Origin of the sequence: Citrobacter sp. RHB25-C09 (assembly GCF_013836145.1) — a bacterium.
In the GTDB taxonomy this organism is placed as follows: domain Bacteria; phylum Pseudomonadota; class Gammaproteobacteria; order Enterobacterales; family Enterobacteriaceae; genus Citrobacter_A.
Genome location: NZ_CP057483.1, coordinates 3722781 through 3742893, shown reverse-complemented (window position 1 = coordinate 3742893; position 20113 = coordinate 3722781). Strand labels below are relative to the sequence as shown.

Here is a 20113-nt window from a genome sequence, read left to right as displayed (position 1 = left end):
TTACATGGCCGGAGAAAGCTATATTTTGATGGGTGTTTCAGGAAGCGGTAAATCGTTAATTGGCAGCAAAGTCGCGGCTTTATTATCGGCGAAATTCATTGATGGCGACGATCTCCATCCCGCCAAAAACATTGATAAAATGTCGCAGGGAATTCCGTTAACCGATGAAGACCGACTGCCATGGTTAGAGCGATTAAATGATGCTTCCTATAGCCTTTATAAAAAAAATGAGACGGGATTTATTGTGTGTTCATCATTAAAAAAACAGTATCGGGATATTTTGCGCAAGGGGAGTCCAAACGTGCATTTTCTCTGGTTAGATGGTGATTACGATATCATTCTGGCGCGGATGCAGCGTCGGGCGGGGCACTTTATGCCGGTTGGCCTGTTAAAAAGCCAGTTTGAGGCGCTGGAGTGTCCGCAGGCGGAAGAAGCTGACATTGCGCGTATCGACATTAATCATGACGTAGAGAACGTTGCTGCACAGTGCCAGCAGGCGGTAGCGGTTTTTCGGCAGGCGCGTGAGCGACTCAACGCCTCGATCTGAGACTAAGGCGTTGAGTCTGACCATTAGAAGTCGGCTTTCAGCACCACGCGATAACGGGCCTTGCCGTCACGTACGTGCTGAATAGCCTCGTTTATTTTCGACATCGGGAACTCCTCCGTCGTTGGCGAGACTTTGCTGCGTCCGGCAAACTTCATCAGTTTGCGCAGTTCAAACGGCGTACCGGTAGCGGAACCGGAGATACTGCGATCGCCTGCAATCAGCGTAAATGCCGGTACCGGCAGCGGCTTCAGCACCGCCCCGACGGTATGGAAGTTGCCGCCATAGGCCAGCGCTTCGAAGTAGGGCTGCCAGTCGAGATCGACGTTCACCGTATTGATGATGAGATCGAACTGGCCCGCGAGCGCTTTTAAAGCGTCCGGATCGCGGCTGTTCACCACTTTATCGGCACCCATCGCCAGCACTTCCTGCTCTTTCGCCGGATTCGAGCTGAACGCCGTGACCTCACAGCCCATCGCATGCAGCAGCTTAATGGCGATATGCCCCAGCCCACCAATACCAATCACCCCAACGCGGCTGGTGGCGGTGACGTGGTGCATCAGCAGGGGTTTAAACACCGTGATGCCGCCGCACAGTAGCGGACCGGCGGAGGCGATATCAATACTTTCCGGAAGCGGGATCACCCACTGCCAGTCTGCGCGCAGCTTCTCGGCAAAGCCGCCGCGATTGAGGATAGTGGGAACCGTACCTTCCTGACAGTTGACATGATTGCCGCTGATACAGGCGTCGCAGTGCCCGCAACTGCGTGCCGTCCAGCCGATGCCGACGCGCTGACCGACCTTCAGACCTTTGTCCTGCGCCGCGCTGCCGAGGGCAACGACGCGACCAATCACCTCATGCCCGGCAACCAGCGGATACTGCGAGAAGCCCCATTCGTTATCGATCATCGACAAATCCGAATGGCAGACGCCGCAGTAGTCGACCTGCACCTCGACATCTTCCGGCTTCAGTTCACCCGCATCGTATTCAAAGAGCTCAAGTTCGCCGCCCGCTTCTTTTGCGGCATAGCTTTTTATCGTGGACATCGTGATTCCCTCAGTGTGGTGTTGAACTGGAAGTGTAGAGCATGGGAAGCGGGGATGCTGTTCAGGTCTTTTTCTTGAGCAACGCGTTTAGCCATATCTCGTCGCGTTCCGGTCGCTTGTCTGACGTTTTCCATTGCGAGGCAAGGGTGATGTCAGTAAGGGGGGCAAGCAGCTTCTCAAGACCCTGTTCTGTCAGATCGGTAAAATGGCGATCGTCTTTAACTCTTTCCGTCTCGCCATATTTAAACGATACGTACCAGATGCCGCCGGGTTTAAGGGCTCGGGCCAGCTTACCCATCACCTCCGGAAGCGCTTCGGCGCTGACGTGCAGCAACGAAGCGCAGCACCAGATCCCGTCGTATTGCTCAACGGCAGTCATATCCTCAAAGGCCATCTGCTCAACAGGAATTGCGGCGTGCTGACTTGCCAGTTTCACCATTTCCGACGAGGCATCGAACGCATCAACCTGATACCCCTTCATAACGAAGGCCCGGCTGTCGCGACCAGAACCGCATCCGGCATCCAGAATCCGCCCGCCAGTTCCGATATTTGCCAGAAATGGCTGATACAGTGAATCCATATCAACGTTAACTGTCGAGGTGAAAAAACCTTGTGCATTGCGCTGATAATATTCGAGAGTCATCAGAATGTGTCCGTGCCTTGTGCTATGGGTTCCCACTGGTGAAAGAGTATTCTAATCGCTTCGTTCCAGTTGTCGTTCAGAAATGTGTTTCTGAGTTGTGGTGAGTTGCCTGTCTGACGTATCAGCGTTTCGCGAAGTGGAAGGTGGCTGTTAATAAAATATTCATTCCTGTCGTGCAGGCGCTGAAGCAGTCTGGCAGAAGGAAGCTGTGCAAACTTTCCTTTTTCACCACGATTACACTCCTTACAGGCCAGAACCAGATTCCAGACACCGTCAATATTTGCGACATGACTGCGTGCTTTCCAGGGGATGAAGTGATCGACATCGGCATAGGTTTCATCACCCGGGTGTAAGCTAATGGGGGCAAAGCAGTAGAAGCAGCGTCCTTTCTGATAGCCGTTCAGACTGTCTCGGCAACTGGAGATTGCGACCCGGCGATCGTGATTGCGGCTGAAAAGCATTTGGTCGTCGTTATCGTATTCGATGTTGAGCAGATGACTGGATATATTCATCGCCCAGGCCTGCTCTACCAGATTCCAGCGAGCATCTGTTTCAAGGCTAAAATTTTGATACTGTGGCTGTTCGCTCAGTCGGTAAAAATTATCGGTAATTCGAATGCCCTGATGCGTTTTGCGTTCATCAATAAAGAACCGTTTTTCTATCTCACCCAGGTTCACATTGTGAAAAGCATCGATGACGTTATTGAAGCCCTGACGGACGGTGATAACTGTCATCTCGTCCCGAGTAATTTCGCCCTGATTATATTGCTCACAGGCGGCGATGTACTTACTGCTGCGAGAGGTAATTTGCTTGGGAGCGTGCCGGAGATGGCGGCACAGATGCTCGCTGAATGGCACCGCCAAATCTTCCAGCAGGATCAGATCGCTACCGTTTGCCCTGAGATCGTACAAGGCATGAGCGAGCGCAAACTTGTAGGATGCGACATTTTTGCCAAAGAGGATAATGCCGCGCCAGTAGTTCTCCAGCGTGGGCTCGACCTGATAAAAGCGCATAACGGAGTCCTGATGCGGTTGATGAGTGCTATTAAGAGATTCAGTAAGGTGATCTCATAACAAACAGCCGCAAATGTAAACCGACCAGGTCACGTTGCATTTTTTTGCGAGCCGGATTCCGGGAAATGCGTGGCAGGGAGGGGGACGAAAGGAAAGAGGGTTAGGAGGGTGGTACTAAAGGTGAGGAGCGCTGATTTTTTCGACACTTAGCGGAGAAGAGCGACGCTACTGCTTGCATGGCGGCGAGCGACAGGTATAATCCACAACGTTTTCCGCATCCCTTCCGTGCCGGAGTGGCGAAATCGGTAGACGCAGTTGATTCAAAATCAACCGTAGAAATACGTGCCGGTTCGAGTCCGGCCTTCGGCACCAAAAGCATGTAAATGGACCTCAACTGAGGTCTTTTTTTATGTCTAAAATCCAGTATTTACCCATCATTCCCGCTATATTAACTCTCTCAAGGTCAATCGGCTTCAACGTACATCTACCAACAGATGTTGGTATAGATGATGGTATTTCCGGTTCGATAACGCTTGTACCAACAGGGAGGGGATAAGCATGGCTCTAACAGATATCAAAGTCAGAACAGCAAAGCCAATGGATAAGCAATTCAAGCTTACTGATGGCAACGGTATGCATCTTCTCGTCCACCCAAATGGTTCAAGATACTGGCGTCTGCAGTACCGCTATGGCGGAAAGCAAAAGATGCTGGCTTTAGGTGTTTACCCTGACGTATCTCTTGCAGATGCTAGGGCTCGTCGCGATGATGCTCGTAAGCTTTTAGCAAACGGCATCGATCCGGGAGATAAAAAGAAAAATGATAAGATTGAGCAGGAGGAAGCACGTACTTTTGAGCAGCTTGCTATTGAGTGGCATGCCACAAATAAAAAGTGGTCGGAAGAACATAGTCGACGAGTGCTTAAAAGCCTGGAGGACAATCTCTTCCCTGCCATAGGTAAGCGGAATATCGCTGAGCTTAAAACTAGAGACCTGCTGGCCCCAATCAAAGCGGTAGAACTGTCAGGACGGCTTGAGGTTGCTTCACGATTACAACAGCGAACCACGGCAATTATGCGCTATGCCGTACAGAGTGGTTTACTGGACTATAACCCCGCGCAGGAGATGGTTGGCGCTGTTGCTTCAAGTAACAGGCAGCATCGACCTGCTCTTCAGTTGAAGCGAATCCCAGAACTATTACGGCGCATAGATAGTTATACCGGTAGACCTCTTACTAGACTTGCCGTCGAACTCACGCTCCTAGTATTCATTCGTTCAAGTGAACTACGCTTTGCTCGTTGGTCTGAGATCGATTTCGAAACATCAATGTGGACAATACCTGCAGAGCGCGAAGCTATTGAAGGAGTAAAGCATTCACAGCGTGGTTCAAAAATGCGTACGCCTCATCTGGTGCCGCTTTCTCATCAAGCTATAGCAATTCTTAAAGATGTTTACAAACTTAGTGGTGATCGCGATTTTGTTTTCATCGGCGATCATGACCATCGCAAACCGATGAGTGAAAACACGGTGAACAAGGCGCTGCGCGTTATGGGTTATGACACGAAGGTAGAGGTTTGTGGGCACGGTTTCAGGACAATGGCCTGTAGTTCATTGATCGAGTCTGGATTGTGGTCGAGGGATGCAGTGGAAAGGCAGATGAGCCATATGGAACGTAACTCAGTACGCGCAGCTTACATTCATAAGGCCGAACATCTTGATGAACGGCGACTGATGCTGCAGTGGTGGGCTGATTTTTTGGATGCGAATCGTGAGAAGGCGGAGAGTCCGTTTGATTTTGCCAAATTAAGCATGGAATGATTAGATGTATTTAAGGTATGTGTCTGACATACCTTATTTTTTTCTTTAACATGGCTTCTGATGCGGTGTTGGTTTTTGTAATGAAATCTGTTGTTCAATGCCAAAAACTCATATTGTAAGCTTGGTTCAAGTGATAGGTAGTTTTACACTGTTTCATCAGAAAAGCAGCATCTGAGATTTAGCCATTCATTCAGATAGAAGCGTTCTTACTGTTACATTAAAGGCAGGAGCCATGACTAGTCGCCCACAGATGATTATTAATGTTCTTCAGGCTAATCCTGATGAGCAATTTACAGCCCGTCAGCTTGCCCAAAAAATCATTGATCACTATGGCGCAGAGCTTGCTGTGAAGCGTCAAAATCCTCGATTCGCTAGTGATGAAGATTTCTTGAGTCAAATAGCTGCTGAAGTCGGTGGGAGCAGAACCGTTCAGGCAAAAGCGATGTGTCCTCAGGTTATGACGCGTGACAAACCTCGGCCCAGACTTTATTACTGGGGTAAGGAAATCGATAATGGCATGCAACAAGAGTCATCTTTTGATATTGCTCCGACTCCGTCTGCTGAGACGGTAGCTTTTTCTGAGCATGCTCTTTACCCGCTTTTGATTGAGTACCTTTCTGAAGAAGAAGAATTGCTTTGCCGTCGTATCGATGAAAAGCGTTCAAGCAACAACAAAGGTCTTGGGGCAAATCATTGGCTTTATCCGGATATTGTTGCTTTGCAGCCTCTTGATAAAGGTTGGGATAGCGTTGTGCAAAACTGCGTACGGTATAGCGAAGGGCGTTTAACCCGTCTGTGGTCTTTTGAGGTAAAACGTCAGCTTAACCGTAGCAATGTTCGAGAATGTTTCTTCCAGGCAGTGAGCAATTCAAGCTGGGCCCATTTTGGTTATCTTGTCGCGACCGAAATAAATGAAGATAAGCAGCGTGGTGTAGAAAGAGAGCTGCAGATGTTGTGTGCATTGCATGGTATTGGCGTGATCCTTCTTAATCCGCAAGATCCCGGTAATAGTCAAACACTGATTCCTGCACGAGAGCGAACAAGTATTGATTGGCAATCCGTCAACCGCCTGGTGGTTGAGAACAAGGATTTTAAAGAGTTTATCGATCTGGTTTCCGATTATCACCAGACAGGAAAAATACACAAAGCGCTCTGGAATAGATAATCTGCTCTAATGTTTCTTAATAAAATATTAGAGTGGATTAAAAAATATAGATTGATGAACAGTGAGATATTTAGAGTTAGTGGTATTTAAAAACTCTGTCTGCAAATCGATGGAGTAGTGAATATAATAAAGATGGGAAAATAGGTGCTCACCAAATATCAGAATAAATAAATCCATGTAGATAGGTTAACTTATCTAAATTGTGTTGGCTATGATTTTACCTGACATAGCTATGGCACAGATCTAAACCTAATCTATCAGGCAGCTCTGTGCCAAGAGCTGATGTTTTAGATATACTAGTCTTACGCTTCAATGATTCTTTGAGCTTCTATTAACTTATTGTAAAATAATACATATTCATTGATTCGCTGAACTCCGCTGGTTTGCAGTATTGAACATCCTGATTTATACTATTAAAGTGAAAATAGTTTGTTAAAGCATGAAAGTTGCATGAGTTTAATTAAAGAATTTGGTATGATTTATGCGAAATTAAAACTAAATTTTTGACATTAATGACTACATAGCCCATATCCAATAATTTGAGTTAAATACTTTCCATGGAGGAAATTATGGACGCTAAAATCTTCTCATTAGAATCTCAGAAGAGTAAAATTTATGACAGAAGAACTAGAAAATACTTTGAAGAGGTTTACAAAAGCTATGCTAATGGTTGTTACCGCTCTGCAACTGTAATGCTATGGTCAGTAGTTGTCTGTGATGTTATTTTTAAACTCCAAGAACTGAGAGATGTTCATAATGATACTGTAGCGGAAAAAATATTATTAGAAATAGAGACCCTACAAAATGATGATCCTTACTCTCCAAAATGGGAGAAGGAACTTATTAAACGAGTTTTTGAAAGAACTCAATTATTAGATACTGCTTCTAATCATAAAGTTTTACTTATTCAAGAGCACAGGCATTTATCAGCTCATCCAGTTATCAGTGATGAAGATACGTTGTTTGAACCAACACAGGAAATGATTCGAAGTGACATTAGAAATAGTATAGAGGTAATGTTAAGCAAACCACCTTTTATGTCTCAAAAGATACTTTCCACATTTGTTATAGACTTAGAAAAAGTAAAGGATCTATTCCCTTCCGATAACGCTCTAAAAAAATACTTAGATGTTAAATACTTCAAGTCTTTAAATAAAGAAGTTTTGGTTAAGATATTCAAGGGGTTGTGGACGTTTTCATTCAGGTCGGAAGAAGCTAAGCCAATAGAGAATAGAGATATAAACATTCGGGCTATGCGACTGATATTTGAAAAAGACAGGCAAGCCATGGTGGACTCGATTAAAGCAGAAGCAGCTTATTACTCCAATGTTTCTAATAATCATGATGCAATTAAAGCACTCATTGAGTTCATTTCTATGGAAAAAGATATATATAACTCTCTAGATGCTTCGGCAAAAGAGCTCATAAAACCTATAATAAAAGATAATATATCTTATTTTGGAATAGCTTTTTTTATATCTGAGTCACCGGAGGAGCATGTTAATCTTGTAATCAATAGAATATCTGATAAATTTTATAAAAAATACGGTGATAATGGAAATTTTCTTAACTCAAAGCATTTGGCGATTTTTAAAAGTGTCTGTACCGAGTTAGGGTTGGAATCAGAGTATCGCGATTTTGGGATTGCTTGTTTTATCAATAGTGCTGATTTCGAGCGAGCCGATATTTATTTTGATAGATTCATTGATAAAAATTTAGAAATATACTCAAGTGATCAAATGTTAGTTCTACTTGAAGGGGCAAACAAAAACAACCAATGTTATTGGCGAAATCGTTCCAGAAATGGTAATGATTCAATAAGAATTTTAAAAGCCGCAAAAAACAAGCTTCCCGTTGGTTTTGATTTTTCAATTTATGACAACCTTCCTGTAGATAAGATAGATCATCTTTTAGAAGAGGATGCTGGGGAAAGGTAATAGTTAAAAATAACTAATAAAATCTAATTCAAACTTGATCTAGGTATCAATAGCAGATACCTAGATTTGAACTTCAAACTTATAATTCTATTCTATATGCATATAGAAAGATGGGACCTCTAGTTAGAATATAATTAGACTAAGAAGTCTGCTTTTCGCTCACAGTGGATCTTCAGCTCAGTTACCTGTTCCGTTTCGTGCCAGTGTAAATAGACCCGTTTTAGTTCCAGGCATTTTTTGAGATCCCGGCCAAATTGTAAATAGACCCGTTTTAGTTCCAGGCATTTTTTGAGATCCCGGCCAAATAATGGTGTTGTCGATATTCCTCTGGCGTCATATTGTTCAGTGATTCATGCGGGCGTTCACAGTTATATTCTGACACCCATCTTTCCGTGATTTCCCGCACTTCATTCAGCGTTCTGAACAGATAAAAATCGAGTATTTCTGTACGGTATGTTCGGTTAAAGCGCTCAATAAAAGCGTTCTGCGTCGGCTTACCCGGCTGAATAAATTCCAGTTTTACTGCATGTTGCTCTGCCCATTCAGCAAGTACAAGTGAGATAAATTCCGGACCATTATCCATGCGTAGCATGACCGGATAGCCGCGATTTGCCGCGATCCTGTCGAGTACCCGGACGACGCGAAGAGCTGGCAGATTCAGATCGATTTCAATCGACAACGCCTCACGGTTAAAGTCATCAACGACATTGAACGTGCGAAAACGACGGCCACAGACCAGGGCATCATGCATAAAATCGACAGACCAGCTCTGGTTCAGCGCTTCCGGTGTGGCCAGTGGCGAGGGATTACGTACTGGCAACCGTTGTTTGCCTTTACGGCGAAAATTCAGTTTCAGCAGACAATAAATACGATGGATCCTTTTGTGATTCCACGGGTATCCCTGCCGCCGCAGAACCTGGAAAAGTTTTGGAAAACCGTACCGTGGGTATCGCTCTGCCACTGCCTGCAACGCGACAATAACGGGTTCGTCACGCGTGGTATCCGGACGGTAATGGTAAACCGTTCTGCTCAGGTTAAGACTCCGGCAGGCCTGACGGATACTGAGTCCAAATGTCGTTATCAGATGAGTGACCAGCTCACGCTTAAAGGCTGGTTTTAAAGCTTTTTTTCGATAACGTCTTTCAGCGCCCGGTTCTCAAGGCTCAGGTCGGCAAACATCTGTTTGAGACGCCGATTCTCGTCCTCAAGATCCTTGATCTTTTTAATATCAGAAGCCTCCATGCCGCCGTATCTGGACTTCCAGTTGTAGTAGGTGGCTTCAGATATACCGGCCTCCCGGCAGACATCCTTAACAGTTCGTCCGGCTTCAACCGATTTAATTACGGCAATGATCTGATGCTCAGTAAAACGGGCTTTACGCATAGCGATCTCCTTTGTTGGCAGATTGATTATGCCGGAGGATCTCTAAATGTGAATGGCACGATTATGCGGGATACTTACAGCCAATGCCCATCCCGAGCGTTAAGACCATCATGCCAAAAAACGCAGTTCTGAAGGAATAATGGTCTGCGACGTGCTGCTGCTGGCTCATGCGATACCCATTGTTATTCTGTGTGCGAAAATGCCAAGAGTAACAAGTTTATAACAAATGGGGAAAAGCGTGTCGCTGAATTATTGTTCTGCGCCAGGCGTGAAACGGTAAAAGAGATTAGGCTCCGCGACGATAAAGATCGTCCCGCGATCGTCCATCGCGATGCCTTCCGCCTGGCGAATCTCTTTTGCCAGTCCGTGACGGCCGCGGGTGAGAGACATCTCGCCAATGGCTTCCCCCGCCGTGGTGACCTCTTTGAGGACCTGCGACTCATGGGAGAGGATTAATAAACTCTTCTTTTGCGCATTAAATTCCGCACCGGAGATGTCCTTCACATCCAGATTATTTTGCAGCGTTACGTCGTGGCCAATCGTCAGATCGTCATTCCGCAACAGCCCCTTTACGGTGTAGATCTCAATGGGGTTACGCTCTTTAAAGAACCAGAAGGTGCGATCGTTGGGTGACCACGCCAGCCCTTCAATACCGCTGTTGGTTGGCGTTGTCTGCATCGCGAAATTGATTTTTTTTACAATGTTGACCTGCGACTGCGCATTTAGGGTAATCACATAAATGGTGTAGTCGCTTTCATCGCTGACCACAAACGTATCGTTACCCACATATTCGATGGTTTCCATATCGCGGACAAAATCGAGCGGGATCGTGCGCAGCAGATCGCCTTCCGGCGTCAGTTCAATGATGGTTGCTGGCTTATTCAGGGTGCTGAACAGGGTGTTGCTTTTCTTCGACCAGGTGAGGGAGGAGATATTTTTGGTGATGCCGGCAATGGGCTTACCGTCAATCGTGGCGCGATAGGCGTGGGGTGACGATTCCGCGCGTTCGCTCAGCGCCCCGGCAAGCAGAAAGTAGCCGAACCCGGCAACAAGCGCAATGAGAATGACGATCCCCGTCAGAGGGCGCTTCAAAAAACGGACAATCCTGTTCATTATGTTCCATGTAATAAAATCAGCGAGATACGTGGGCAGTATAGATAAAAATCTTACCAGAAGCTTAACGTTCGGATAAACGTATTCTGAAACTTCTGGAAACCTGTGAATGTTCCGTCCATGTCATGATCACTGCCGGATGGCGGCTGACGCCTTATCCAGCCTACGGTTGGGCGCTCTGTAGGCCTGATAAGCGTAACGCCATCAGGCATGGCCAGACGGATCTGTTCGATCTGTTACAGGATAAAGCGCTACGTTTCGCCGATGGTTCGGTTTGCCCGTTTTACCCTCTATGCGCGCTGGCCGATAGCCTAAGCGCGGAGCTCGCGAGCCTGAAGCATTAATACTGGGCCGCGCTGAGTACGGCGGGGAGTTGTGAAAGAAGATACAACAGCAGCCCGATGGTGCCGCCGACCAGCGTGCCGTTGACGCGAATAAACTGCAAATCTTTACCGATGTTGAGTTCAATTTGTCGCGACATATCGCGGGCATCCCAGCTTTTCACCGTGTCGCTGATGTGGCGGGTCAGGAAGGTGGCAAAATCGGGCGCCACCCGGTGCGCAGCCTGCTCAAGGTGCCCGTTCAACGACGCACGCAGCGCATCGTCGGCGATCAGCGTTTCGCCAAACCACTGCCCTGCATGGGCAATGCGCTGCTTAACGCGGGAATCCTGGGCATTAATATCTGTTTTCAGCCACTCGCGGAGATCTGCCCATAATTCGCCGAGGTAGCGGTTAAACGCCTCATCTTCTTTCAGATAATCTTTGATCTTTTCTGCCCGGTTCGCCATTTCCGGGTCGGTTTTCAGTTTGTCGATAAGCTTAAAGGTGGCGCGATCGAAGGCGTGGCGGATCTGATGAGCACGATCCTGGCTGATGTCGTCCAGCAGAGAATTCACCGCATCGGACACCAGTTCGGCGCTGTGCTCGCCCAGCCACTCGGTCGGCAGAATTCGGGCTTTAAGCGGATGCTCCGTTTCCAGCCAGCGCACGATCTGCTGGGCGATGAACGCTCGCGAGCTATCGCGCTGAAGCAGAGCGATCATCTGGGCGATCAGCGTATCAAGCAGCACCTGATGACGATCGTTTTTGGTCATGCTTTCCAGCATCAGCGCGCTGGTGCCTGAGAGATCGACCTTATCAATCGCTTTATGCACCGCCCGCTTGAGCAGGCGTTGGATCCGCGCATCGTCGGTCAGTTCGAGAAAGCCACTGGTGATTTGCAGCAAATGCTGGCCGATCCGCTGTGCGTTTTCCGGCTGGCTGAACCATTTGCCAATCAGCAACGCCGGTTCATGACGGCGGATCAGCGCGACCAGCGACTGGGTATCGAGGAATTTCTCCTGCACAAACTGGCCAAGATTCTCGCCGATCCGATCCTTATTCCGGGGAATGATCGCCGTATGGCGGGAAATAAACGGGATCGGTACGCGGCGAAATAGCGCAACGACCGCAAACCAGTCTGCCAGCGCACCGACCATTGCCGCTTCGGCAATCGCTTTGATCCCGTTCACCCAAAAACTGGCAGGCAGGAAAAGCGTGACGACAAAGGTGCTGGCGGCGATCAGCAGCAGAGAGAGCGCCAGCAGCTTGGCGCGTTTGAGTTCAGTGATTTTATTCATACCCTTAAGGATAGAGCCGGACGGGGCGATCGTGCAAAATCATCGATCCGTTAGTCGGGGATCCAGTTATCCCAGGCGGGCAGCGTGCCCAGTTCTGCAACCAGAAAATCAATAAACGATCGCACCTTGGGATTACTGTATTTGCTCGGGAAATAGAGGGCATAGAGGGTGTGGGTTTCGCAGGTGATGGTGCCGTCGAGCATCAGCGGCGTGATCTCCTCCTTCTGAATATGATCGCCGATCAAATAGGTAGGCAAATAGGCCACCCCCTGATCCTCGAGCACCGACTTCAGTAGCACCAGGCTACTGTTGGCCTGGATCGGCATATGCAGTTTCAGTTGATGCAGACGATCCTGTTCGTCGGCCACCTTCAAAACCGGCGTCAGGCCGGGATAAACCAGACAGTCATGATTGACCAGATCGGCGCGGCGCAGCGGCAACCCTTTTCTGGCGAGGTAGCCCGGGGAAGCGCACCACGCCCAGCGGACCGGCACCAGTTTACGCATCGCGTAGTTTTGCGGCGGCGCAGTAGAGATACGCAGCGCGATGTCAAAATCCGTATCGTTAAGATTAACGAAGTTATCGTTGAGATCGATATACAGATTCACATCCGGATACTGGGTGCGATATTTATCCACAAGGTTGACCAGTCGGGAATAGCCAAAGGCAATGGAGCAGGTGATCCGTAATTCCCCCTGCGGGTTGTGATAATAACCTGAGGTGGTATTTAACGTTTCATCAAATTCTTTCAGTAACTTATTCGCACGGTTAAAGAAATATTGCCCGGCGTCGGTCAGGGTAATACTGCGGGTGGTCCGTTTAATTAATGTCGTACCTAACGTATCTTCCATTGCCGCCAGGCTTTTACTCACCGCTGACGGCGAGACATTAAGCTGCGTGGCAGCTTCAGATAATCCTCCGCAATCCACTATGCGGACAAAAAACTCTAAATGCTTGAGAGAAATGGGTGTGCTCATTGTTTCCTTTTGCTCACAAGTGATTTGCAAAAACGGTACGAATAGGCCGTTACATTCGCTTTTGAAACATGCAACTATTGAATCACAGGAAACAACGTAATGACAAAATGAAAAAATAACAACTTAAGTGAGTTACGTCACAAAATATCAAGGAGGAAAATTCATAAGGTCAATAAATTGTGAATTTAATCTCATTAATATTCTCATTAAAATAAAGGTGCCTGTTATGTGGTCACGACTCGAACCCTACAAATCGTCAATTATCTTATTACTTGCGCTGGTTGCAGGCGGCTTATTAGGAATTTACGCGCCAGCATTTGCCAGTAAACTTCAACCCATCGGTCAGATTTTCCTGAACCTGTTGTTTATGATTATTGTTCCGCTGGTGGGAATCAGCGTGATGTCCTCTATCGCCAGTATGACCGACCTGAAACGCTTAGGACGGATTATGGCGATCATCTTTATTGTTTCTATCGCCATGGCCTTTATCCCGGCGGCCGGAATTGTTGCGCTTGCCCTGTGGTATAACCCGGCGCAAGGGGTCACGATCGATCTTTCCCAGTCCGTACAGGCGGGCAGCGGCAAGATGGATTTTGTCAGCATGATCACCACTAACGACTTTGTCGGCCTGTTTTCTAAGTCGAATATTCTGGCGCTGATCGTGATGGCGATTATTGCCGGGGTGGCTATCGGCCAGTCAGAGCAGGCGGGGAAACGCATCGCTTCGCTGCTGGAAGATGCGAACACCATTATTATGAAGATCGTGTCGATCATTATGAAGGTCGCACCGGTTGGCCTTGGCTGTTACTTTGCGGCGACGATGGCCAGTCAGGATTCCGGACTGCTCCTGACCTTCGCCCGCGCCATCGGCCTGTTTATGGTCGCCACGCTGGTGTACTACATCTTTGGCTCTATTCTTTATTCCTGGATCGGCGGCGGCTTACCGGCGGTAAAAGCCTTCTGGCGACACGCCATTGAACCTTCCGTGACGGCGCTTGGCACCTGCTCTTCTCTGGGGACGTTGCCGGTCACCCTGCGTGCGGGTAAAGCGATGGGGATCAACCCAGAAATCGTTGATGTCTCGGTGCCACTGCTCGTCAACCTGAACAAGGGCGGCGTGGCAATGATCGCGGCGCTGAAGATCGTCTTTATCTATTCAGTTCTGGGGATGGAGTTCACGACGGAAACCTTCTTCCTGACCATGCTGATTGCCGTACTCTCGGCGATTATCGTCGGCGGCGTACCGGGTGGTGCATTCCTTGGTGAGATTTTTATCGTCACCACGCTGGGACTGCCGATGGAGGCCATTCCGATGCTGGTGGTGCTGGGCACCATCACCGATGCGCCGGCTACGCTGATTAACGTCATTCATGATTTGAACGCGGCGCAGATTGTTGAGCGCTTCGCCGGAAAGAAACAGGCCAATGCTGATATTAGCCCTGCCACTGCGGTAGTGTAGGATTTACGCACGGATTAAGGATAAAAACGTATGAAAGATTCACTGAAGATCGAAACCCAGTTAGTCATTGCCGGACGTGATAAGCGTTACACCCAGGGGGCGGTTAACCCCGTGATCCAACGCGCGTCTTCGCTGGTGTTCGAGACTGTAAAGGACAAAAAATTCGCCACGGCTAATCGTGCCAACGGGGAGTTGTTTTACGGTCGTCGCGGCACCTATACCCACTTCGCTTTTCAAAAGGCGATGAGCGACCTGGAGGGGGGCGTGGGCTGTGCGCTTTATCCGTGCGGCGCGGCGGCAGTCACGAATGCGATCCTCGCTTTCGTCGAGGGGGGCGATCACCTGCTGATGACCGGCGCGGCCTACGAACCGACGCAGGACTTCTGCAATAAGATCCTGAGTAAATTCAACGTTGAAACCACTTATTACGATCCGATGATTGGCGCGGGGATTGCCGACCTGATCCGCCCGGAAACGAAAGTGGTGTTCCTTGAGTCGCCGAGTTCGATCACCATGGAAGTGCAGGACGTGCCGGGCATGGTGAAGGCGATCCGCGCGGTGAATCCGGAGATCGTCATTATGATCGACAACACCTGGGCGGCTGGCGTGCTGTTTAAGGCGCTGGACTATGGCGTGGATATTTCGATTCAGGCGGGCACTAAATACACCATCGGCCATTCGGACGGTATGCTGGGGACGGCGGTGTCAAACGCCCGCTGCTGGGATCGTCTGCGTGAGAATTCGTACCTGATGGGGCAGACGCTGGACGCCGACACTGCCTATAACGGCAGCCGTGGGCTGCGCACGCTGGCAGTGCGCCTGAAGCAGCATCAGGAAAGCAGCATTGAGATTGCGCGCTGGTTATCTGCCAGACCAGAAGTGGCGCGGGTGAACCATCCGGCGTTGCCGGAGTGTCCGGGGCACGAGTATTTCGCGCGCGATTTCACGGGGAGTTCAGGTCTGTTCTCCTTCGTGCTGAAAAAGCGGTTGTCGGATGAGGAGCTGGCGAATTACCTCGATAACTTCTCGCTGTTCCATATGGCATATTCATGGGGCGGGTTTGAGTCGCTGATCCTGGCGAACCAGCCGGAGGAGTTGAACAGCATTCGCCCGGCGGCAGACGTCGATTTCAGCGGAACGCTGGTGAGGGTGCATATCGGGCTGGAAGACATTGGCGATTTGATTGCCGATCTTGAAGCGGGTTTTGCGCGCATCGCGTAACGTTGCAGGAATGCCGGATGGCGGTGCAAGCACCTTATCCGGCCTACGGGACTGGACTCTGTAGGCCGGATAAGCGTCAGCGCCATCCGGGGCTCTATTATTTCTCCGTCGCCAGTTCCGTGCTGCTATACTGGCGCACACGCAGTAACAGTCCCCGCAGTGTAAATACCACCAATACCCCCGCGATAACGGCCAGCAGATGAAACGGAATACGTCCGCCGTTAAACCACAGCCAACGTGCGACTTCGACCGCCCCCGCCATTATCGCCAGGATCACCATATTAAGCGCCGCCGAGACAGTGCCTTTCGGCAGGTTGTTGGTAAACAGCGTGAAGCGAAACAGCGTTGGGAAGATCATGCCAATGCCAAACGCATACAGGCTGGTGCCAGTCACCGACCACAGCCAGACGTGCGGCCACAACACGTTTCCCGCGATCAGCACTGCTAACCCGCAAAGCTGAATGGGTACTGCGCGCCAGATAAAATGTGGGTCGGTGGGGTCTTTTACCCATCGAGCGACAATCATATTGGCAAGGATCACCGCGCCGAATACCGGCACCTGCGTCCACGCAAATTGTGTTGTGGTCATTCCGCCTGCATCGATAAGAATGACCGGGGAAACCGCAACCCACGTCATCATCGGGATATAGCTCAACGCAATGGTTGCCGCGCCAAACAGGAACACTCGATTGCGAAAGACGTCGCGGAAATCCCGCAGCACGCTTAGCGCACTAAACGGCACCGCGCCGCGCTGCACTGTTTCTGGCATCGTCATCAGCAGCCCCAGAAAGGCGATAAACCCCATGACCGCGATAATGCCGAACAGCACCTTCCAGTGGACAAAATGCATAAGTGCCGCACCCGACAGCGGGCCAATAATCGGCGCAACCAGTACGATAGAGGTGATGATCGCCATCAGCTTGATGCCTTTCGTCTCACCAAAGGCTTCCTGGATGGTGACGTAACCCACCGTCGCGATAAAGCAGATGCTGGTGCCTTGTACCACGCGCGCCACCAGAAATTGCGTCATGGTGGTAGTGAACAGCGTGGCGGCACAGGCGAGGGCAAAAATAAGCGCACCGGTAATCAGTACCGGACGCCGACCGATGCGGTCAGAAAGCGGTCCAAGCAGCCATTGCAGCACCATTCCACCTGCGAGGTAGAGGCTGACGGCCGCAGGTGCCAGACTGACATCCGCATTAAAGTCCCGCACCACGTTAATGATGCCAGGCTGTATCATGTCTGTCGTCAGATAGGCGGCAAAGTCATAGATAATCAACGCCATTGGGAAGAAAAAAGCCGTGGCGTGCCGGGAGAAAAAACTCATCATCCGTTGCATAAAAACGCACTCCATGTGGGAAAACCCCCGAAGGGGAAGCGAAAAGAAATACCGTCACATGGACGTCAGGCAGAGGAATTACTTATACAGATTAAGCTTAATTAAAATTTGATGGTAATCAAAAAGAGTTTACCCCATCTCAGAAAAGAAAACGCAGTACGACCCCGCAGGCAAAGGCGATTAATACGCCCCCCGCGACACGTTCGATCCACACGATCCCACGACTTAAGCGGCTTTGAATCCAGGGTAAGCCGATACACAAGACAACCACTAAGTCCCAGACCAGCACGACGCTTGTCATCCAGATCCCACTTATCGCCTGCTGTAAAAACGTCACCGTCGGGCCAAGTAGCGAAGTCATCAGCGCCAGATAGAACAGCGCATTTTTGGGATTGAGCAGCGATGAACCCAGCCCCAGCATGACCTGTTTTCCCACTCCGGGACAGCTCAACGGTTTCTCTTTGTCCGTCAGCGATGGCGGACGACTGCGCAGCAGCAGACTGCCGATCCATAACAAATAAAGCGCACCAGCCAGTTCGATAAGGGTAAACAGCAGAGGCGCGTGCCGAAGGATGCCCCAGCCAGCAATGGCCAACAGGATATACAGCCCGTTACCGGCGGCGATACCAACACATAAACCGGCGCTGCCGCGCAGGCGATAACGCACGGCATAGCCAACCAGCAAGAAGAAATCAGGCCCCGGACTGAGCAGCGCCACAAAATGCGCCAGCGCCAGCGCGGGAAAGGCAGAAGGGAAGAGTACAGACAGATGTTCCATAGTGACCTCAGCAAGGGAATCTGAGGTCACGCTATCCAACATCAGGCGCTATTTATTGTCTGATATTGATCTCCCTGAGGCGTACTGGCGCGGCGTGGCGGCGGTATAGGTGACAAAGGTGCGGTGAAAATGGCTTTGATCGGCAAAACCGCTCTGATAACCAACGTCGGCGATCTCCTCTCCGGCACGCAGACGCTCTCTCGCGTAGTCGAGACGGGCGATGTTCAGATAGCATCCCGGCGTCAGCCCGGTGTCCTGCTTAAAGGTGCGGATCAGCGTTTCCTTCCGAATGCCAAATTCCTGTGCGAGCGCATCCAGCGAGGGGGGAGAAAGGAGATTACTTACCAGACGTTCCCGCAGATACCGGCTGGTGGCGCGCGGGTCATCCGGTTCAGCAGACTGTAACGGCAACACGCGCAGCAGCGTACCGACGGCATCGGCGAGTTGCGTTGTTTGTTGTTGCTCCATCAACGTCACAATCTCGAGGTAATGCTGAAAAAGCAGGGGATTGCGGATAACGGGATCAGGCGCAGAAAGCCGCATACCGGCATCAGCCTCGGTTAGTTGAGTAAGACACCAGTCAGCGTCCAGATAGAGCATATGATAGCTGCGACAGTGCCCGTCAACCGGATTACAGCTGTGCGGGACCTCTGGTGGGATCACGATCAGATCGCCCACCTGCAAACGGTACGCTTTGCCATCATAAATACAGCAGGTTTCACCTTCCAGAATTGCGCCAACGGAGAGCTGCGGATGGCAATGGCGCTTATAGGGCTGACGGCTCCGCCAGGTACTGCGCAGCTCCAGCCACGGCAACCGTTCGTCGCGCCAGAACGACTGCGGAATATTTCGGGTGTGGGTCACGGTCAGCACCTCCAGTAGATAATGAAAGTTATACCACAGGCCGAACGATGGAAAAGGGGCAATCGTCGCTGCTGCTTCGAATCTGCGTAGCGCGTTCCGCGATAATGATGCTGTTACATATGGCGCCAGATTTAGCTGATAACGCCTCGCAAATAGAACAATTGGCGCATGAAGCAGTGGATGAGACGCGATAACGTGGCACCCACTTTTTTCAGGTGACGGACCGCCATGAGCAAACCGACCACATCCACACCGCATGACGCCGTGTTTAAAACCTTCCTGCGTCATCCGGAAACAGCCCGAGATTTTCTGGATATTCATCTACCGGGTGCGCTGCGAAAACTGTGCGATTTGCAGACGCTGAAGCTCGAGTCGACCAGTTTTATTGAGGAGAACCTGCGTGCCTATTATTCAGATGTACTGTGGTCAGTAAAAACCACCGACGGCGATGGTTACATCTATGTGGTTATCGAACACCAAAGTACGCCCGATGCGCATATGGCATTCAGACTGATGCGCTATGCCATTGCAGCAATGCAGCAGCATTTAGATGCCGGGCATAAGCGGTTGCCGTTGGTGGTTCCTATGCTGTTTTATCACGGCGCAGAGAGTCCCTATCCTTTTACTCTGAACTGGCTGGATGAATTTGCCGACCCTGAACTTGCGCGTGAGATCTACAGCGCCGCTTTCCCGTTGGTGGATATCACGGTGATTCCGGATGATGAAATTATGCAGCATAGGCGGATGGCACTGCTTGAACTGATCCAAAAGCATATTCGTCGGCGGGATTTGCTGGGGCTGGTTGAACAACTGGCATCGCTAGTCGTTACCGGTTGCGCTAATGACAGACAGCTGAAAGCGCTGTTTAATTATTTGCAGCGACAGCATGGGCATACGCCGCGATTTACCGTATTTCTGGAAGAACTGGCGGAGCAGATACCACAACATAAGGAGCGATTGATGACGGTTGCAGAAAGATTTCGCAATGCGATTCTCAGAAAAGGAATCCGCCAGGGCCTGGAACAAGGAAAACAGGAAGGCAGACAGGAAGGCAGACTGGAAGGGTTGGCTGAAGGCCAACGCGCCGCTGCGCGGCGCATTGCCGAAACGATGCTCGCGGAGGGGATTGATCGTCAAACGGTACAGCGTCTGACCGGACTCTCCACAGACGACATGCAGAACGTTGTGCATTGAG

The 20113-nt window shown here is 49.9% G+C and carries 18 protein-coding genes and 1 tRNA gene; 9 read left to right on the top strand and 10 right to left on the bottom strand.

The annotated features are described in order from the left end of the window. Positions 1-4 precede the first annotated feature (4 nt). The gene (idnK, locus tag HVY19_RS17675; RefSeq protein WP_181681794.1) at positions 5-547 is read left to right on the top strand and encodes a gluconokinase; all 543 of its coding nucleotides are present in this window, start codon (positions 5-7) and stop codon (positions 545-547) included. 23 nt (positions 548-570) lie between these two features. On the opposite strand, the gene HVY19_RS17670 is transcribed toward idnK, so the two are convergent. From HVY19_RS17670 to HVY19_RS17660, 3 genes are all read right to left on the bottom strand, one after another. Next, a complete protein-coding gene (locus HVY19_RS17670; protein ID WP_181681792.1) occupies positions 571-1590 on the bottom strand; it encodes an NAD(P)-dependent alcohol dehydrogenase in 1020 nt (339 codons plus the stop codon). Positions 1591-1651: 61 nt separating this feature from the next. Further along, positions 1652-2233 carry a class I SAM-dependent methyltransferase gene (locus HVY19_RS17665; RefSeq protein WP_181681791.1) on the bottom strand — a complete coding sequence of 194 codons (582 nt, stop codon included), beginning with the start codon at positions 2231-2233 and terminating at the stop codon, positions 1652-1654. Beyond that, positions 2233-3246 (bottom strand): HNH endonuclease, encoded by a 1014-nt coding sequence (locus tag HVY19_RS17660; protein WP_181681789.1) that lies wholly within the window; start codon positions 3244-3246, stop codon positions 2233-2235. Before HVY19_RS17660 ends, HVY19_RS17665 begins: the two co-directional genes overlap by 1 nt. A 287-nt stretch (positions 3247-3533) precedes the next feature. On the opposite strand from HVY19_RS17660, the gene HVY19_RS17655 reads away from it, so the two are divergent. The 4 genes from HVY19_RS17655 to HVY19_RS17640 all read left to right on the top strand — a co-directional run bounded on the left by HVY19_RS17655 (position 3534) and on the right by HVY19_RS17640 (position 8163). Continuing rightward, a tRNA-Leu gene (locus HVY19_RS17655) sits at positions 3534-3618 on the top strand. A 186-nt stretch (positions 3619-3804) separates the two neighbouring features. Continuing rightward, positions 3805-5061, top strand: a complete 1257-nt coding sequence (locus HVY19_RS17650; RefSeq protein WP_181681786.1) for an integrase arm-type DNA-binding domain-containing protein — start codon at positions 3805-3807, stop codon at positions 5059-5061. Between the two features lie 232 nt (positions 5062-5293). Further along, on the top strand, positions 5294-6226 hold the full coding sequence (locus HVY19_RS17645; protein ID WP_181681785.1) for an HrgA protein: 933 nt from the start codon (positions 5294-5296) through the stop codon (positions 6224-6226). 569 nt (positions 6227-6795) lie between these two features. Then, complete coding sequence (locus HVY19_RS17640) at positions 6796-8163, top strand: hypothetical protein (RefSeq protein ID WP_181681783.1); 1368 nt, start codon at positions 6796-6798, stop codon at positions 8161-8163. A gap of 271 nt (positions 8164-8434) precedes the next feature. Here the strand turns inward: HVY19_RS17640 and HVY19_RS17635 are convergent. Both HVY19_RS17635 and HVY19_RS17630 read right to left on the bottom strand, forming a co-directional pair. Then, positions 8435-9546 (bottom strand): IS3 family transposase gene (locus HVY19_RS17635; RefSeq protein WP_181681781.1). Its coding sequence is split into 2 segments (ribosomal slippage): positions 8435-9285 and positions 9285-9546, totalling 1113 coding nucleotides; the frame shifts between segments, so codons are not numbered across the junction. A 249-nt stretch (positions 9547-9795) separates the two neighbouring features. Continuing rightward, a complete protein-coding gene (locus HVY19_RS17630) occupies positions 9796-10659 on the bottom strand; it encodes an SdiA-regulated domain-containing protein (RefSeq protein WP_181681779.1) in 864 nt (287 codons plus the stop codon). A 125-nt stretch (positions 10660-10784) separates the two neighbouring features. Here HVY19_RS17630 and HVY19_RS17625 point away from each other — a divergent pair, with 125 nt between their 5' ends. After that, positions 10785-11003, top strand: coding sequence for a hypothetical protein (locus HVY19_RS17625; protein WP_181681777.1), 219 nt, complete (start codon positions 10785-10787; stop codon positions 11001-11003). Here the strand turns inward: HVY19_RS17625 and HVY19_RS17620 are convergent. Beyond that, positions 11000-12280, bottom strand: coding sequence for a DUF445 domain-containing protein (locus tag HVY19_RS17620; RefSeq protein WP_181681775.1), 1281 nt, complete (start codon positions 12278-12280; stop codon positions 11000-11002). The genes HVY19_RS17625 and HVY19_RS17620 overlap by 4 nt on opposite strands. 50 nt (positions 12281-12330) lie before the next feature. Next, positions 12331-13257 (bottom strand): LysR family transcriptional regulator, encoded by a 927-nt coding sequence (locus HVY19_RS17615; protein WP_181681773.1) that lies wholly within the window; start codon positions 13255-13257, stop codon positions 12331-12333. Positions 13258-13483: 226 nt separating this feature from the next. On the opposite strand from HVY19_RS17615, the gene HVY19_RS17610 reads away from it, so the two are divergent. Beyond that, on the top strand, positions 13484-14716 hold the full coding sequence (locus tag HVY19_RS17610; protein WP_181681771.1) for a dicarboxylate/amino acid:cation symporter: 1233 nt from the start codon (positions 13484-13486) through the stop codon (positions 14714-14716). Positions 14717-14746: 30 nt separating this feature from the next. After that, positions 14747-15937, top strand: coding sequence for a cystathionine beta-lyase (gene metC / locus HVY19_RS17605; RefSeq protein WP_181681769.1), 1191 nt, complete (start codon positions 14747-14749; stop codon positions 15935-15937). Positions 15938-16034: 97 nt separating this feature from the next. Here the strand turns inward: metC and mdtM are convergent, their stop codons facing one another. The 3 genes from mdtM to HVY19_RS17590 all read right to left on the bottom strand — a co-directional run bounded on the left by mdtM (position 16035) and on the right by HVY19_RS17590 (position 18918). Continuing rightward, positions 16035-17267 carry a multidrug efflux MFS transporter MdtM gene (mdtM, locus tag HVY19_RS17600; protein ID WP_181684320.1) on the bottom strand — a complete coding sequence of 411 codons (1233 nt, stop codon included), beginning with the start codon at positions 17265-17267 and terminating at the stop codon, positions 16035-16037. Between the two features lie 148 nt (positions 17268-17415). Then, complete coding sequence (locus HVY19_RS17595) at positions 17416-18054, bottom strand: LysE family translocator (RefSeq protein WP_181681767.1); 639 nt, start codon at positions 18052-18054, stop codon at positions 17416-17418. Between the two features lie 48 nt (positions 18055-18102). Next, entirely contained in the window at positions 18103-18918 is an 816-nt protein-coding gene (locus HVY19_RS17590; protein ID WP_181681765.1) for an AraC family transcriptional regulator, read from the bottom strand. A gap of 228 nt (positions 18919-19146) precedes the next feature. Here HVY19_RS17590 and HVY19_RS17585 point away from each other — a divergent pair, with 228 nt between their 5' ends. Continuing rightward, positions 19147-20112, top strand: a complete 966-nt coding sequence (locus HVY19_RS17585; protein WP_181681763.1) for an Rpn family recombination-promoting nuclease/putative transposase — start codon at positions 19147-19149, stop codon at positions 20110-20112. The last annotated feature ends 1 nt before the right edge of the window (position 20113 follow it).